This window comes from Amycolatopsis rifamycinica (assembly GCF_000695625.1).
GTDB classification, from domain to species: Bacteria; Actinomycetota; Actinomycetes; order Mycobacteriales; family Pseudonocardiaceae; genus Amycolatopsis; species Amycolatopsis rifamycinica.
The window spans coordinates 50674-66633 of record NZ_JMQI01000055.1; the positions used below are offsets into that span (position 1 = coordinate 50674).

15 protein-coding genes are annotated in these 15960 nt (G+C 74.8%); 5 read left to right on the forward strand and 10 right to left on the reverse strand.

Annotated elements, in window-relative coordinates; translation table 11 throughout:
- Positions 1 to 2 precede the first annotated feature (2 nt).
- On the reverse strand, positions 3 to 818 hold the full coding sequence (locus DV20_RS25890; protein ID WP_043784585.1) for a glycosyltransferase: 816 nt from the start codon (positions 816 to 818) through the stop codon (positions 3 to 5).
- A 315-nt stretch (positions 819 to 1133) separates the two neighbouring features.
- Here DV20_RS25890 and DV20_RS25895 point away from each other — a divergent pair, with 315 nt between their 5' ends.
- A complete protein-coding gene (locus tag DV20_RS25895; RefSeq protein WP_043784586.1) occupies positions 1134 to 2564 on the forward strand; it encodes an exopolysaccharide biosynthesis polyprenyl glycosylphosphotransferase in 1431 nt (476 codons plus the stop codon).
- Positions 2564 to 3952, forward strand: a complete 1389-nt coding sequence (locus tag DV20_RS25900; protein ID WP_235190957.1) for a putative glycoside hydrolase family 15 protein — start codon at positions 2564 to 2566, stop codon at positions 3950 to 3952. Before DV20_RS25895 ends, DV20_RS25900 begins: the two co-directional genes overlap by 1 nt.
- A gap of 85 nt (positions 3953 to 4037) precedes the next feature.
- On the opposite strand, the gene DV20_RS25905 is transcribed toward DV20_RS25900, so the two are convergent.
- The 9 genes from DV20_RS25905 to DV20_RS25945 form a co-directional block, all read right to left on the reverse strand.
- Entirely contained in the window at positions 4038 to 5168 is a 1131-nt protein-coding gene (locus DV20_RS25905; protein WP_043784588.1) for a glycosyltransferase family 4 protein, read from the reverse strand.
- Complete coding sequence (locus DV20_RS25910; protein ID WP_043784593.1) at positions 5165 to 6274, reverse strand: glycosyltransferase; 1110 nt, start codon at positions 6272 to 6274, stop codon at positions 5165 to 5167. The genes DV20_RS25905 and DV20_RS25910 overlap by 4 nt, the downstream gene beginning before the upstream one ends.
- Positions 6271 to 7695 (reverse strand): oligosaccharide flippase family protein, encoded by a 1425-nt coding sequence (locus tag DV20_RS25915; protein ID WP_235190958.1) that lies wholly within the window; start codon positions 7693 to 7695, stop codon positions 6271 to 6273. The genes DV20_RS25910 and DV20_RS25915 overlap by 4 nt, the downstream gene beginning before the upstream one ends.
- A complete protein-coding gene (locus DV20_RS25920; protein ID WP_235190959.1) occupies positions 7692 to 8939 on the reverse strand; it encodes a glycosyltransferase 87 family protein in 1248 nt (415 codons plus the stop codon). The genes DV20_RS25915 and DV20_RS25920 overlap by 4 nt, the downstream gene beginning before the upstream one ends.
- On the reverse strand, positions 8936 to 9769 hold the full coding sequence (locus tag DV20_RS25925; protein ID WP_235190960.1) for a hypothetical protein: 834 nt from the start codon (positions 9767 to 9769) through the stop codon (positions 8936 to 8938). Before DV20_RS25925 ends, DV20_RS25920 begins: the two co-directional genes overlap by 4 nt.
- Positions 9770 to 9804: 35 nt before the next feature.
- Complete coding sequence (locus DV20_RS25930; RefSeq protein WP_235190961.1) at positions 9805 to 10857, reverse strand: glycosyltransferase; 1053 nt, start codon at positions 10855 to 10857, stop codon at positions 9805 to 9807.
- Positions 10832 to 12070, reverse strand: a complete 1239-nt coding sequence (locus DV20_RS25935; RefSeq protein ID WP_043784595.1) for an O-antigen ligase family protein — start codon at positions 12068 to 12070, stop codon at positions 10832 to 10834. The genes DV20_RS25930 and DV20_RS25935 overlap by 26 nt, the downstream gene beginning before the upstream one ends.
- Entirely contained in the window at positions 12067 to 13032 is a 966-nt protein-coding gene (locus DV20_RS25940) for a polysaccharide deacetylase family protein (protein WP_043784596.1), read from the reverse strand. The genes DV20_RS25935 and DV20_RS25940 overlap by 4 nt, the downstream gene beginning before the upstream one ends.
- A gap of 276 nt (positions 13033 to 13308) precedes the next feature.
- Positions 13309 to 14145 carry a DMT family protein gene (locus DV20_RS25945; RefSeq protein ID WP_043784597.1) on the reverse strand — a complete coding sequence of 279 codons (837 nt, stop codon included), beginning with the start codon at positions 14143 to 14145 and terminating at the stop codon, positions 13309 to 13311.
- Between the two features lie 404 nt (positions 14146 to 14549).
- Here DV20_RS25945 and DV20_RS25950 point away from each other — a divergent pair, with 404 nt between their 5' ends.
- From DV20_RS25950 to DV20_RS25960, 3 genes are all read left to right on the forward strand, one after another.
- On the forward strand, positions 14550 to 14915 hold the full coding sequence (locus DV20_RS25950; RefSeq protein ID WP_043784598.1) for a hypothetical protein: 366 nt from the start codon (positions 14550 to 14552) through the stop codon (positions 14913 to 14915).
- A 108-nt stretch (positions 14916 to 15023) separates the two neighbouring features.
- On the forward strand, positions 15024 to 15368 hold the full coding sequence (locus DV20_RS25955; protein ID WP_043784599.1) for a hypothetical protein: 345 nt from the start codon (positions 15024 to 15026) through the stop codon (positions 15366 to 15368).
- Between the two features lie 88 nt (positions 15369 to 15456).
- A complete protein-coding gene (locus DV20_RS25960; RefSeq protein WP_043784600.1) occupies positions 15457 to 15798 on the forward strand; it encodes an ANTAR domain-containing protein in 342 nt (113 codons plus the stop codon).
- Positions 15799 to 15960: the final 162 nt, after the last annotated feature.

A 15960-nucleotide genomic window follows, 5' to 3' on the forward strand; every position in this document is an offset into this window, starting at 1 on the left:
GGTCACAGCTTCCGGTAGGGCGCCGGGCTGAGCCGGTCGCGGGCGAGCAGTTTCAGGTATTGCACGACGGTCCGCCGCAGCTTCAGCTTGCTGGGTCCCTGTTTGCGGTCGTACCGCAGGGCCAGTGGGACCTCGGTGATCACCGGGTGGCAGTGGCGGAGCTTGAGCAGCAGCTCCACCATGCACGCGAAGCCCTGCTCTTCGATGAGCCGCTCGCCCCAGTGCGCGGAGGCCCGTGCCAGCAGCGACGCCCGGTAGGCGCGGTAGCCGCTGGTGAAGTCCCGGACGCCGTCGACGTCGAGGGCGCGGTGGAACAGCTGGGCCGCGCCGCGGGAGAGCAGCCGCCGCCCGAACGGGGCGGTCCGGTCGTCGCCGCCCGGGACGAACCGGGAGCAGATGGCGACGTCCGCGCCGGCGGCGATTTCCGACTGCAGCGCGCGGATCAGCGCCGGGTCGTGCGTGTCGTCGGCGTCCATCACGACGACGACGTCGTCGGGGCCGGCTTCCTCCAGCGCCGCCCGCAGCCCGGACTGCACCGCGCGGCCGAGCCCGAGGTTCACCAGGTGCCGGACGACGCGGACGTCGAGCCCGCCGTAGCCCGACTCGGCCACGGCGACCGTGGCGTCGGCGGAACCGTCGTCGACGACCCAGACGGTGACCTGCTCGGTGCGGGCCACGTCGGCGAGCCGGTGCAGCAGCGGCGGCAGGGACGCTTCTTCGTTGAACGCGGGCAGCACGACGTGCGCCCGTCCGCCGGTCCGGCCGGCGGTGCGGTCCGGTTCGGACAGTGTGGCCAGGGTGGTCTCTTCGCGTGCCACGGTTCCCCTCGTCTGGTTCTGCTCGTCGTTTGCCCGTCACCCGGACGGAATCGGGTTTCGTGGGGCCGTCGAGTCCTATTCGGCTATGTTGTGTGGTTTCTTTAGTGGCCCCGGAAGTCCCCCGGAAGGAGGCGCGTCATCAGAACTACTTGGTGTTTCCGGAATTCACCGGATCGGGTCCGTTTGACGCCCCGATCGAGTGGCTTTCCGAAGCTGGGCGGAAAAATTCACCCGATCGAGCCGGTGTTGCCTCGAATGGCTGAGTCGTGAAGAAAGCGAGAATGGAATCCTCATGTCAAGTAGAGGTCGAGACCGGTGACTGAACTCAGGGACACGATCGTCACCGAAGCGGTGCCGGCGCCGCGGCACGTGCGGCCGGGTGACCGGCCGCGAGCCGCCGTGCGCACCCGCCCGCTGCTCGCCCGGGTCAACGCCGTGGCCGTGCTGCTCGTCGCCGTCGACGCTGCCGCCTGGCTCACCGCGGTGCTGCGCACCGGGCCCGGCCCGGCGTGCGCGGCGGTGACCGCCGCGGCCCTCGCCGGGGCGCGCGTGGCCGGCCGCGTCCACCGCCGCCGCCTCTGGCTGTCGTGGCTGCACGACCTCCCGCGTTCGGTCACCGCGACCGCGCTGGCGTTCGCCCTCGTCACCGGTTTCGGCCTGGTGGCCGGCATGGACGGCGACGAAACGGCGCGGATGCAGGAAGTGGTGCTGTGCTTCGCCGTGCTCAGCGAAGCCGTCCGCCCGGCGGTCTTCGCGCTCGGCCGCTGGGGCCGCCGCCGGCTGCGGCGCTGCGACCGGGCCGTCGTGGTCGGGTCCGGCCGGATCGGTGGCGAGCTGGTCCGCACCATGCTGGAGCACCCGGAGTTCGGGCTGCTGCCGGTCGGCGTCGCGGCGCCCGGCCCGGAGGCGGTGCCCGCCGGCCTGCCGGTCGAGCGGATCGACGGCGACCTCGCCGGCGCCATCGCCCGGCTGCGCGCGGGCACGGTGATCCTCGCCCCGGCCGACGAGCGCGACGGCCCGATCGTCGACGCCGCCATCACCGCGCACCGCCTCGGCTGCGTCACCCTGGTGCTGCCGCACCTGTTCGAGCTCTGCCCGGACGGGCCGGGCGTCGACCGGCTCCGCAGCTACCCGCTGGTGTGGCTGGGCGGCGCACCGACCCGGCGGCCGAGCTGGTGGGTCAAGCGTGCCGTCGAGACGGCGCTGGCCGCGGCCGCGCTCGTCGTCCTCGCGCCGGTCATCGCGGTGTGCGCGCTCGCGGTCGCGGTGGAGAGCGGGTTCCCGGTCTTCTTCCGCCAGGTGCGGGTCGGGATGGACGGCGGCACGTTCGTGCTCTTCAAGCTGCGCAGCGTGCGGCAGGCCGCCGTCGACGACTCGCAGACGCGCTGGTCGGTGGTGGGGGACCACCGGGTCGGGCCGGTCGGCCGGTTCCTGCGCCGGTCCTCTTTGGACGAGCTGCCGCAGCTGTGGAACGTCGTGCGCGGCGACATGTCGCTGGTCGGCCCGCGCCCGGAGCGGCCGGTGTTCGTGCACGAGTTCTCCGCCGTCCACGACCTGTACTGGGCGCGGCACCGGGTGCCGACCGGGCTCACCGGGCTGGCGCAGGTGCACGGCCTGCGCGGGGACACCTCGATCGCGGACCGCGCGCGCTACGACAACTACTACATCGCGAACTGGTCGCTGTGGCTCGACGTCAAGATCATCATCCTCACGGTGGGAGAGCTGCTGTGCCGAAGGCAACGCTGATGCGCAGGCACCCGGCCGGGTGCTGGGCGGCCGCGGCCGTGCTGCTGGCCGGCTGCCTGACCGGGTGCGTCGCCAGCGAGGCGCAGGAGATCGCGGCGCCGCCGCCGAAGCCCCTCGCGCCCTGCGCGTGGTGGTACGGGATCGGCCAGCCGCCCACCACGCAGGAGATCGAGCTCGCGGCCAAGCGGTACCAGGTCGTCGTGCTCAACGCCGACCAGGGTGCGGCCATGCGCCGCCTGCGCCAGCTCAACCCGCGGGTGAAAGTGCTGGTGTACAAGGACTTGTCGAGCACGCGCAACTACGCGGGCGCGGTCGACGGCGGTCAGGACGCGGTCTTCCTGCCGAGCGGGATCGGCTACGTCGCCGCGGAGCAGCACCACCCGGAGTGGTTCGCCCAGGACACCAAGGGCCGGCGGATCGAGTGGCAGGGCTACCCGAAGCACTGGCAGATGACGGTGTGGAACCCGGACTACCAGCAGGCCTGGACCGACGCCGTCGTCACCGAGGTGAAGCGCGAGGGCTGGGACGGGGTGCTCGCGGACAACGACTTCAACTCACTGAGCCACTACTCGTCCGCGGTGCTGGCGGGCACGGCGAACGTCGCGGAGACCGACCGCAAGCTCCGCGACGGCCTCGACGCGTTCCTGGCCAAGGCCGGCGACGCCCTGACGAACGCGAACAAGGTCCTGGTGCCGAACGTGTCCGAGACGCACCTGGTGCCGGGCCGCTGGACCGCGCACTCCCGGTTCGGCGGCGCGATGGAGGAGAACTTCGGCTTCCGCGAGAACGGCGGCACCGGCGGCCTGCTGACCTTCCGCGGCAACGAGTTCCAGGAACTGCGCGCGCAGGCCGCGCTCGGCGAGTCCATGCTGCTGCTGATCACGAGGACGCACAACGCGCGCGAGGAGCGGTCCGGCTACGCGAGCGCGGCCCTGCTCGCCGGCCCCCGCACGTGCTGGACCCGCGCGACGACGGACGACTACCGCGACCCGGAGTGGTCGACGCTGCAGGACAGCGGCCTGGGCGAGGCGATCGACGCGGCCAGCCGGCTGCCCAACGGCGTCTGGAGCCGCACGTTCACCCACGGCTGGGTGGCGGTCAACACGACGGCGGCCGGCCAGACGGTGGTCCCCCCGGTGGGCCTGGTCAGGCCCGGCGCACCCGCGGCCCTCACCTCGACCCCCACCCTCACCTCGACCCCCACCCCGACTTCGGCTCCCACCTCGGCCGCCGGTCCGCCCCCTCCCACGTCTTCCTCGGCCCCGCCGCCGATCACACTGGAGGCCGCCGACGCGGTCGTCCTCGTCGACCCGCAGCAGCTGGTGAAACGCGGCACCTGGCTGGTCGTCCGCGACGAGTTCCGCATCGGCCGCCTCTGGGCCCGGTGACCGCCCGGCTGTCGTCCCCTCGATCACGCGAGTTCACCAAACTCCAGACCCGTGACTGCAGGCATCACGCGTGATTGGCGGGGCATCACGCGTGATTGGCGGGGCGACACGATCGGGTCAGCTGGTCGTAGAGGTCCAGGTGACGGCGGGCGCAGGCCTCCGGGCGGTAGCGGGTGTGGGCGCGTTCGGCGAGGAGACGGCCCAGGCGGCCCGGGTCCGGTTCGGCGAACAGGGCCCGTAGCCGCTCGGCCAGTGCCGGGACGTCGCCCGGTGGGGCCAGGAACCGGGGGCCGCCCGGGACGTCGAGCATGGCCGGGACGCCGCCGGTGGCCGTGGCCAGTACCGGCTTGCCCGCGGCCATCGCTTCGGCCACCACCAGCGGCTGTTGCTCCATTGTGGACGGCAGGACCAGCGCGTCCGCGCCGGCGAGCAGGGCCGGGACGTCCGGCCGGAACCCGAGGAACGTCACGCGCCCGGCCAGTGGTGGCCGCCGCGCGGCCCGTTCCGCCGCCGCGCGCTCCGGGCCGTCGCCGATCACCGTCAGGTGGGCGTCCGGGGGCAGCACGCCCGGCCGGGACAGCGCGGCCAGCAGGTCGAGCACCCCCTTGCGCTCCACCAGCAGCCCGGCGAAGACGAGGTGCCGCACCGGCCCGCGCGGCGGGGCGGGCGAGGCCGCGGAGACGCAGTTGTCGACGTGCACCAGCCGCCCGGCGGGCACCCGCAGGCGACGGCGCAGGAAAGTGCCCATGGCGAGAGCCGGCACGACCGTCCGGTCCAGGACGCGGGCGACGACGGCGTCCGCGGCCAGCACCGTCCGCGTGTAAGCCGACGGCCCGGCCGCCCCTCGCTCGCCGCGGAACCACGGCTCCGCCACGTCGTCGGGCACGCCGTGGTAGGTCTGGAGCAAGGCCGGCCGGGGGCCGCGGGCGAACCGCAGGCCCGCGATCACCAGCCCCGCGCGCCGGTCCTGCGCGTGCACGACGTCGGGCCGCCACGCCCGCAGCGCCGCCCGGGCCCGGCCCGCCGCCGCGAGGTCTTCCTTGTCCGACACCGCCAGTTCCTCGTGGCGGCCGTCGAGCAGGGCGGCGCCCCGCGCGGGAACCGGCCCGAAGACGCGGACGTCGTGGCCGTCGGCCGCGAGCGTCGCGGCCAGCCGGACGGTGACGTCCACCGGGCCGCCGCGGTCCTGGGTCAGCAGATAGGCGACGCGGGTCACGAGAGGCGCTCCGACGGGGTGAGTTTGTCGACGAGGGCGGCGATCTGGTCGGTCATCCGCCCCCGGTCGAAGGACAGTTCCGCGCGGCGGCGGCCGCGTTCGCCTTCGCGCCGGGCCAGCCCGGGGTCGGCGAGGCGGGCGGCGACGGCTTCGGCGAGCAGGCCGGTGTCGCCGGGCGGCAGCACCGCCCCCGCGTCCGCGACGCTCTGGCGCATCCCGCCGACGTCGAACCCGACGACCGGCCGCGCGCACGCCATCGCCTCCAGCGGCACCAGCGCCATGCCTTCGGCGCGGGAGGGGAGGACGACGACGTCCGCGGCGGTGTACCAGGCCGCCGGTTCGTCGGTGTGCCCCGGCCAGTGCACGGACGGGTGGCCCGCCACGGGGTGCCGCTCGCGCCACACCGGGCCCATCGGCCCGTCGCCGGCGAGGACGAGCCGCGCGCCGGGCAGCCGCCGCAGCACCTCCGGCCACGCCGACAGCAGCTGGTCCTGGCCCTTGAACCGGGCGAGCCGGCCGACGCAGACGGCGATCGGCGCGTGCTCGGGCAGCCCGAGCCGCCGCCGCGCGGCCGTCCGGTCGCCGGGGACGAACCGGGTCGTGTCGACGCCGTTGCAGACGACTTCCGCCTCGGCGGTCACCCCGGCGGCCCGGCCGGCGGCGAGCTCGTCGTCGCTCACGCACACGAGGAGATCGGTCCACCGCGACGCGAAGCGCTCCCACGCGGCCGACGCGCGGCGCAGGGGCCCGCTCGCCGACTCGAAGGACCACATGTGGGGCTGGAACACCGTCGGGCGGCCGCCGCGCACGGCCAGCCGTCCGGCCAGGCCCGCCTTCGAGCTGTGGAGGTGGACGACATCGGGGTCGAGGTCGGCCAGGAGCCGCCGCAGCCGCCGGGCTTCGGCGAGCGAGCCGGGGCCGGGAGCGCGGCGGGCGGTCCAGCCGCGCACGTCGACCCCGAGGTCCCGGGCGCGGTCGGCGAGCCACCCGGCGGGCGGGCAGACGACGGTGACGGACCAGCCACGCTCTCGCTGGGCGACGGCGAGTTCCAGCACGACCGCGGCGACGCCCGCGGTGACGGGCTGGGAGACGTGCACGAGCTTCACCGGAGGCCTCCCCGGCGCAGTTCGGCGAGCGCGTTGCGGTGCAGCAGCAGGCTCGCCCCGGCGTACCCGGCGACGAGGACCGCCGCCGCGGCGATCGCCCCCGGCAGCGTGTCCCCGGACCACCGGCCCAACGCCACCGCCGGCACCGCGCCCGCCACCCCGGCGAGCAGGACCCGGGCGGTCATCCCGGCCAGCTCCGCCGCGGGCGGCGCCACGCCGAGCCCCGCCAGGACCCGCCACGCCAGTGGCAGCACCAGCCACGCGGCCCCGCACTGCACCGCGGAGACCGCGCCGATCCCGGCGTGGGTCAGCACCGCGAGCCCCACGGCGAGCAGGACCAGGTGCGTCGTCTCGAGGGCCAGGTACCGGCGGACGTGGCCGGTCGCCTTCACGGCCTGGTACCAGATCTGCAGCAGGCAGATCCCCACGCCGTACCCGGACAGCAGCACCAGCGGGCCGGCCGCGCCCGCCCACCGCTCGCCCAGCAGCACGACGTGCCCGGCGAGGACCGCCAGCGCCAGGTACAGCCCGCCGGTCACCACGAGCACCGCGCGGGTGAACCGGGTGACCGCTCCGCCGAGCGGCACCCCTTCGCGCCGCAGCCGCGTGAACACCGGGAAGGCGACCGCGCCGAGCACGACCGCCACCATGATGTACGGGACCCAGGCGAGCCGGTACGCCAGCGAGTAGACGCCGACCGCGTCCGGCCCGAGCACGTGGCCCACCGCGAAGTAGTCGAGGTTGACCAGCAGCGCGCCGACGACCGCGGCCGGCCCCACGACGGCGACCCACCCCAGTACTTCGCGCACGGCCGCGACGTCCCAGCACGGCCGCACGCCACCGCGGGCCAGCGCGCCGAGCAGCGGTTGCGACACCGCCGTGGCCAGCAGACCGAGCACCAGGGACAGCGGCCCGGCACCGCAGGCGGCGAGGACCACGGTCAGCGCCGCGCCCAGCACCGCGCTCCCGCCGTCGGGCAGCAGCCGCCGCCGGAAGTCGAGCTCGCGGTGCATCAGGCCCATCTGCACCCCGCCCGCGGCCGAGAACGGCAGGCCGAGCGCGGCCAGCCGGACCAGCCCGGCGGCGTCCGGGGTGCCGAGCAACGCCGTGAGCGGGCCGGCCGCGGCCACCAGCGCGACGGCCAGGACGATCCCGGCGCCGACGCTCAGCGTGAGCACCGTGCCCGCCGTTCGCCGCGGATCGCCTTCGGTGCGGCCGATGACGTCGTAGACCCCGATCGACTGGACGACCTGGCCGAGGTTCACCAGTGCCACCGCGAGCGCCACGGCGCCGAGCTGCCCCTCGGTGAGCAGGGCGGCCAGCACCAGCGTGACCAGCATCTGGCTGCTCTTGCTGACCAGGTTGACCACGCCCAGCCACAGCGAGCCGCGGACCGCGCGGGTCCCGAGCGCGGCCGTCACGTCGCCCGCACCCGGACCGCGGCGGCCACCGCGAGGCCCCAGGCGACGACCACCGCGGCACCGTCCACGGTGACCGACGTCCGCGGCCCGAAGAGCGAGTCCACTGTGTACAGATGCGCGAAGGGGACGGCGAGCGCGACGACGGCGAGCCCCGCCGCGCCCCACCCCGGCTCGCCGCGGTGACGCCACCACAGCGCGGCCACCACGGCCATCTCTGGCACGGCGATCAGCACGTCGCCGGGCTGGTGCACCACGCAGACCACCACGGCGAGGAGGGTCAGCAGGTCGGCGACGGGCTCTTTCGTCCGCCGGATGAGCAGCGCGCTCGCGACGAGCACACCGGCCAGCACCACGAGCTCGGAGGGCGTCCACCCGGTGACGCGGAAGACCACCGCGGCGATGTCGACGCGCTGCGCGGTCAGGGAATCGACCGCGCCGTAGTCGGTGGCGCGGGCGTGGGTGAGGTTCGCGACGACGACGTCGAGGAACGGCCCGATGCCGCCCCCGCGGACCACGAGCAGCACGACGACCGGCAGGCTGGCGGCCGCGGCGACGGCGGTGCCGAGCAGGGCGACCCGCCGCGAGCCGCGGGCGAACAGCAGGACGGCCAGCGGGAAGCCGTACTGGGGTTTCAGCCAGGCGAGCGCGAGGGCGACGGCCGCCCACCCGGGCCGGTCCCGCCGGGCGAGCAGGGCACCGGCGGCACCCAGGGCGATCAGCGGGTTGATCTGGCCGACGTAGAGCTGGGCCTTCCCGACCTGGCTGGTCACGAGCAGCGCGGAGACGACGGCGGTGGTGACGCCGAACGGCACCGGGACGTACCGCCGGACGGCGTGCGCGGTCAGCGCGGCGAGCAAGACGAGCAGCAGCAGCGAGAAGAGGGTGAACGCGACGGCGCCGACCCGGTAGCCCGGGAGCGCGAACGGCGCGTGCAGCAGCAGGTGGTAGGGCTGGTAGAGGTTGAAGTCCTGGCGGACCGGCCAGTGCGCGAACATCGCGGCGGGGTCGTAGGGGTTGCCGCCGGCGAGGAATTCGCGGATGGGGAAGTAGAGGGCGTCCCGGAAGTCCTGCAGCCGTTCTTCGCCGAGGACGGCGGGGGACGGCAGCGGGACCTGCCACGAGGGGGAGACGGCGTGCCAGGCGCTCAGGCCGCCGGCGAGCGTCGCGAGGAGGAGAACGAGCCGCTGTTTCGGGCTCGGGCCGGCTCCGGTGGAGAGGGGGGCGAGGTCCTGGTCCGCACTCACGTCAGCACCACCGCCACCAGCACGGCATCCGCGGGCAGCACACTCACCGTCGCGGTCAGCTCCGCCTGGTCCCACCCGGCCGCCGTCACCGCCACCACCGACGCGCCTTCTCCGGACTCCTCCGGCAGACCCGCCGCCAGCTTGGCCGCCGCCTCGGTCAGCGACGGGGTCACCGCCAGCACCCGCGCCGGCCGCCCGGCCGCGCGGCACAGCACCGCCAGCCGGTCCGTCGCCGACGGGTCCGCCGCCCGCACCACCGCCACCGGGCGGTGGAGCCCCGCCGCGGCCAGCGCGCGGCGAACCGGACCCGGGCCCGCGCCGCCCGGCGTCACCCGGCGCACGGCCGCCGTCGCGAGGCCGGCCGCGACCGCGCCGACCAACGCCAATCCCGTCACCAGCGGCACGTCCGGGGCCACCGTGACCACTTCCGGCCGCGTGTCCAGGGTCCGCAGCTTCCCGGCCGGCGCGAGCAGGTCCGCGTCGATCATCGCCTTGCCCAGCGCCATCGCCGCCGCACCGGCCTGGTCCGCCGACGCCGCGCGCACCGAGAGGCGCGCCAGGCCCGAGGCCGGGACCAGCTCGACCGACACGTGCCCGGCCAGCTCCTCCGGGCTGAACCCGGACACCGGGGCGGCCGCCCGCAGCACCGACGGGCTGCGGGCCAGCTCGACCAGCGCCGGCAGCGCCAGCGAGACGACTTCGCCGTACGGAGCGCCGTCCGCCGCGGCGGGGCCGGCGAGCAGGCTCACCCGGCCCTGGTACTCCGCGCCGCGCGTCAAGCCGATGATCAGCACGAGCGCACCGGCCAGCACCGCCACGGCAACGGTCAAGACCGCACCGCGTCCCAAGGAAACACGGGGGAACTTCATCGGGCACCTCGAAGCAGTTCGTCGTAGGACTTCATCAGCGTGTGCGGGTCGTAGTCGCGCTCGATGGCCCGGAGCCCTTCGGCCGCCACGGTTTCCCGAGCCGCCGCGTCGAACAGCAGCGTGTTGAGCGCCGCGGCCGTCGCGGCCGGATCCGCGGGCGGCACCACGATCCCGCCGCCTCCGGCGAGCACCCCGCCGATCCCGCCGACGTCCGTCGCGACCACCGGACGGCCGGCCGCCATCGACTCCAGCACCGCCAGCGGCAGGCCTTCCCAGTCGCTCGTCAGCACCGTGACGTCGGCCGCGGCGAGCAGGTCCGGCACGTCCGCGCGGGTGCCGAGGAACTCGACCCGGCGGCCCAGCGCCTGCGCCCGGCGTTCGAGGCCGGCGCGCAAGCTGCCGTCGCCGGCCAGCCACAGCACCGCCTCGCCCTCGACCGCCGCCCAGGCGTCCAGCAGCACGTCGTGGCGCTTCTGCGGTTCGAGCCGGGCCAGGCAGAGCGCCACCGGCGTCCGCTCCGGGACGCCGAGGGACGCGCGGATCTCCGCGCGGCCGAACACGGGCGGACCGGGGAACACGGCGTTGCGGATCACCACCGGGCGCCGGAGCCCCGACGCCGTCAGCCGGTCCGCGGCGGCCTCGGAGACCGCGACGACCTGGCCGGAGGTGCGGCGCAGGATCCGCGCCGCGGCGGGGTAGTCCTCGTCGGCGACGCCGTGGAAGACGGTGAGCGGCCGCCGTCCCGGGGCGAGCGCGAGGCGGGCCACCAGGCTGGCGCCGACGTTGTGGGCCAGCACGACGTCGGGCCGGAACCGCGCGATCGCGCGGCGGGTGGCCCACGCCGCCTTCAGCACGCCCGCCTTGCTGCGGCGGGCGAGCGGCACGGGGAACACCGGGGTGCCGCCCGCGGCCAGCGCGTCGGCGCGGAAGCCGCCGCCGCAGGCGACGGCGGACACCCAGCCGTACTCCTCGCCGCGGGTCACCATGCCGGCCACGAGCGTTTCCGCTCCGCCCGCCCCCATCTCACTGATCACGTGCAGCACCCGCATCGGCGCTTCCCTCTCCTTCTCGGCGAATCCGGGTTTCGGCCGCGACGGCGAGCGCGGCCAGCGACCACAGCGGCAGGTAGTACTGCTCGGACAGGAACGTCGAGGTGACCAGCACGGCCAGCAGCGACGCCTGGATCGCGGCCGCTTCGGTCCGCGCCGGCCCGGGACCGGCCCGCCGGACCGTCCGCTCGCTCGCCACCGCGGCGGTGCCGACCACGCCGGCGAACAGCGCGAACCCGGGCAGGCCGAGCTCCGCGGCGACCTCGAGGTACATGTTGTGCGCCACCGGCGTCTGCTCGTCGACCTCGGCGTTGTGCGACTCGGCGGCGTAGTGCTCGCGGAACCCGCCGGGGCCGACGCCGAGCACCGGGTGGCCGGTCAGCATCCGGGCCGCCGCCTGCCAGCGCAGCTCCCGGGTGTCCACATTGGTCGCGGCGATGAAGCTCTTCTCCTGCAGGGCCCGGTCCAGCTGCGGCCCGGCGAACGCCCACGCGCCGAGCCCCAGCACGGCCACCGCCACGGCCGCGGCGGCGACCACCCGCCACGGCAGCACCCGGCGCAGCAGCAGCCAGCCGACCGCGGCGGTCAGCCCGAGCGCGCCACCGCGGGAGAACGTCGCCGTCGCGCCGGCCACCAGGACGACGCCCGCGACGGTCAGGGCGGGCCCCCGGCCCCGGCGGTGCAGCGCGGCGAGCAGCGGGACGGCGGCGACCAGGAAGTAGGCCAGGTCGTTGGGGTCCGGCTGGGGCCCGCTCGCGCGGGCTTCGCCCTCGGCGACCAGGCTGTAGAGGGCGCCCGCGCCGGCGACGGTGGCGCCGGCGGCGGCGGCCAGCAGCAGCCACCGGATCGGCACCTCCCGGCTCGCGACGTCCGCGAGCACCGCGGTGACCACCAGGAACGGCAGCCAGCGCAGGGTGTACGCGGCGGTGAACGGCCCCGCGGCGTGCCCGGCCGCGGTCGCCGCCAGCACGACGGCGAGCAGCGCCAGAACCGCGTGCAAGGGCGTCGGGCACGGCAGCTGACGGCGGCGGATCCGCACGGCGAGCCAGCCGGCGACGAGCAGAGCGGGCGCGAGCTTCCCGAGCTGGCTCTGCACGGCCGTCAGGTAGCCCTCGACCGGCGCCAAGGCGACGGTCGCGCACGCGAGGACCCGCAGCAGGGCCGTCTCCCGGGTCTCGCGCGCCGAGGGCCGGACGACCGCGTACGCGGTCATCTCCCGACGTCCAACCGGGTCACCGGCCGGGTGCGCCGCACGGCCGTCCGCCGCACGTACTCCCCGGTGCCGACGACGTCGAAGTGCTCGCGCAGCGCGGAAAGCACCCAGCCCAGCCACGCCACCTTCCGCGCGCCGGGAGCCGTCATCCCGGGGAAGAACTCCATCCCGGGCGCGTCGGCGGCGCCGAGGACGTCGGTGGGGTGCAGCAGCAGCGAAGGCGAGACCCCGCGGGCGAGGCAGAGGCGCAGCGCGGTCCGGAAGTACGCGCGGGCCAGCCGCGGCGAGATCTCGTGCAGCTGCAGGAGGTAGGAGCCGTGGATCGGGGTGCGCAGCAGCGGCATCGTCGTCACCGGCAGCTCGACCAGCGCGCTGCCCGCGCAGGTTTGCCAGCGGTAGGCGTGCACGGGCGCCAGCACCCGCGAGACGCCGCCGAACAGCTCGCCGAGCCCCGCTTCGGAGGTGTTGGCCGTGCGGTTGTGGTAGGCGCGGGCCAGCGGGCCGATCCACGTGGGCAGCGTGCTGGCGTCGTAGGCGTAACCGCGTTCGGCGAGCAGTTCGACCAGATCGCGCGTGACGCTGTAGCCGGGGCCGCGGAACCCGCTGGGCCGCGGCGCCCCCGCGGCGGCGATGGCGTCTTCGGTCCGGCTCAGCTCGTCTTCGAGCCGCTCACGGGAGTAGCGGTGCAGCCAGGGTTCGTGGCCGAAGGAGTGGTTGCCCACCTCGTGCCCCGCCGCGGCGATCTCGGCGACGGCCTTGGCCCCGTCTTCGCGCACGACGTCGGCGCCGACGACGAAGACCGTCGTCGTGAGCTGCTGTTCGCCGAGGATCTCCAGCAGCCGCGGCACCGCGGACGGCAGGAAACTGGGCCGGTCCCGCCAGCCGGGATCACCGTGGGTCTTGAGGTAGGCCCACAGGTTGTCGAGGTCGACGGAGACGCTGGCGAGCGGCCGCGCACTCATGCGGCCTCCCCGGCGAGTGCGGGCGCGCCGGAGCGGGACCGGGCGGTGGTGGCCGGGGCCGGCGCGGTCGTGGTTGCGTCGGTCGGGACGGTGGCGAGTATTTGTGGGCTCATGCGGCTTCTCCGGCGAGGGCGGCCGCGCCGGCGCGGGACCGGGCGGCGGCCGGTGCCGGCGCGGTCGGGGCGGTGGCGAGTGTTTGTCGGCTCATGCGGCTTCTCCGGCGAGGGCGGGGTGTGCCGGCGATCGCGGTCCGGGCGGTGGCGAGCGGCCGCGCACTCATGCGGCTTCTCCGGCGAGTGCGGGCGCGCCGGCGCGGGACTGGACGCCGAGCAGCAGGACGCCGCACACGACCACGGCGAGGCCGGTGGCCACCCATGGTCCGTGGCCGGCGACGACGTGGTCGCCGAGGGCGGTGATCCCCGTGACCGAGGACAGCACGATCGTCGTCGCGTCGGCGGTGGCCACCACCGCGGCCGCCGGGCCGCGCTGGAGGGCCGAGGCCATCGACGCCTGGCCGAGCACCGCCGCCACCAGCATCAGCCACGTCAGCGGCTGCCCCGGCAGGGCGGCGAGATCGAGGTGGGCGAGCGTCCGGCTGGCGACCGCCACGACGGCGAACGCGAGCCCGGACAGGATCGCGGCCGGCAGGAACGTCGCCGCGCGGCCCGCGGGGACCATGGCCAGTCCCGTGCCGGCGACCACCAGCGCCAGTGCGGCGACCCCGGCGGGCGGGAGGTCCGTGGCGACCGAAGCCGACGAGGACCCGGCCAGCACGACCAGCCCGGCTGCCAGCAGCACCAACGTCATCGCCTCGCCGGTGCGGATCCGCCACCCGAGGACGACGACCCCGAACGCGGTCGCCAGCCCGATGGCCGACGACGACGCGGCCTGGACCAGGTACAGCGGCAGCGAAGCCCGCGCGAAGAACGCGAGCGCGAAACCACCGGCCTGCCCGGCGAAACCCAGCAGGTACAGGCGATCCGCGGCCAGGCGGGCCAGCAGGCCCAGTCCCGCGCCCGGCCGGCTTCCGGCCCGCCGCGCGGCGACGCTCTGCGCGACGATCCCCACCGCGTAGAGCACCGCGGACGCCACGAGCACCGCGTAATCCACCACGAACGACTCCTCACGTCCCGCACCGCGAACCGGGTGACCGGGCAAAGCGTAGGAACGCGGAAGTGGCTTCACTTTCGAAGGATGGGGTTCGGGAATTCGTCACGCTCCGAGAGGGATATCGGTCGCCCAGGCAACCCCAAAGCGTGACGAACCGAAGCGTCTCGACCGTCGGAACACGGTGCGTGATAATGGTCCGGTGCGCAGCCGCCGGGTCGGCCGGCCGCGACCGCGGATACCCGGTTGACCACCCGTTCGAGCTATACGAACACCGGTCAGGGGTTCGCGCACCTCACACGATCGGTGAATCGGCTGGAACGCCCGGCGGGGGATCAGTAAGTTTTTCCCACCAAGGCGGAACAATGCCCTGAATGCCGCATTGGCAATTGTCTTATCGAGGAGATTCCATGCTGAAGAAAATCGGCTTCGTCGCCGCCGCGATGGCTGCCGGCGCGTTCGTCACCGGCGGGATCGCGGCCGCCGGGACGCCGGACGAGGAGGGCCACCACCACGGCCACTACGGCTACGACCACACCGGTCAGGTCGGCCTGGTGAACCTGAACAACACCGATGCGCTGCACAACGTCCAGGCGACGCTCGGCCTGTGTGGCAACGACATCAACGTGCTCGGCGTCCAGGTGCCGATCCACGACTCGCTCAACGGCATCGGCGTGCCGATCCTGTCGCCGGGCGCCAGCGAGGCCGAGGGCGAGTCGCCGTACAACTGCGCCGCCAGCGGGCTCGCCGACGGCGGCACCAGCCAGGGCGAGTGAGCTTTCCGCTCCGGCGGAAAGAAACGATTTCCGGAATGGGTGCGGCTCCAGCTCGCACCGTGAAGTGCCGCCCCTTGCCGGGGCGGGGCAGTTGAGGAGTTCTTTCCCGTGATCAAGCAGCTCGGATTCGTCGCGACCGCCCTGGCCGCCGGCCTGGCCGGGTTCGGCGGCGCGGCCTCCGCGGCCACCGTCGACAGCTACCCGATCGACCAGAGCGAGCAGTTCGGCCTGGCCAACGTGCAGAGCCTCGACGTCCTGCACAACGTCAACCTGGTCGGCGCCGTCTGCGACAACACCATCAACGTGCTCGGGGTGCAGGTCCCGCTGCACGACGTCGCCGAAGGCATCGACGTCCCGATCATGTCGCCGGGGGCGAGCGAGGCCGAAGGCTCGACGCCGTCCAACTGCGCCAGCGGCAGCATCGCCGACGGTGGGACGGCCCAGGGTCACTGACCGATCGACCCGGTGGGAAGCCGCCGCACGGAAGCGTTTTCCGTGCGGCGGCTTTGCGCTGGGCGGAGCACAACGGGGGAGCGCGACCGTGGCCGGTGACGTCGACCCGGCGGTCGAAAACGCGCAGCTGCGCGCGGCGCTGTCCTCCCGGCCGGTGATCGAGCAGGCCAAGGGCATGGTGATGCTCCTGCGCGGCTGCTCCGCCGCCGAGGCGTTCGGCGTGCTGGTCGCCGTGTCGCAGCTGAGCAACGTCAAGCTCCGTGACGTGGCCGCGGTCGTCGTGGCCGCCGGGAGCGGTACCGGGCCCGCACTGTCCGATGAGGACGCCGAACGCGTGGTCCGCGCGGTGCTGGGCGGCCACCTGCCGGATGCCCGGGGAGCGGCTGGGAACCGGCGAGGTCGTCCGTCGCCCGGCTGCGGGCTTGGCTGAGGGGTCCACACCTCGCCGGTTCACCAGCCGGATACCCGTTCCCGGGGTCAGGGGAACGAGTTCCGTGTGTCCGATCCTAGGGCTTCCCCCGCCATTCCGGCGTGATTCTTCGGGTGGTTGCACCGTGAACGAGTGTGCGAATGAGTCGCGTTTCCGGCGAAA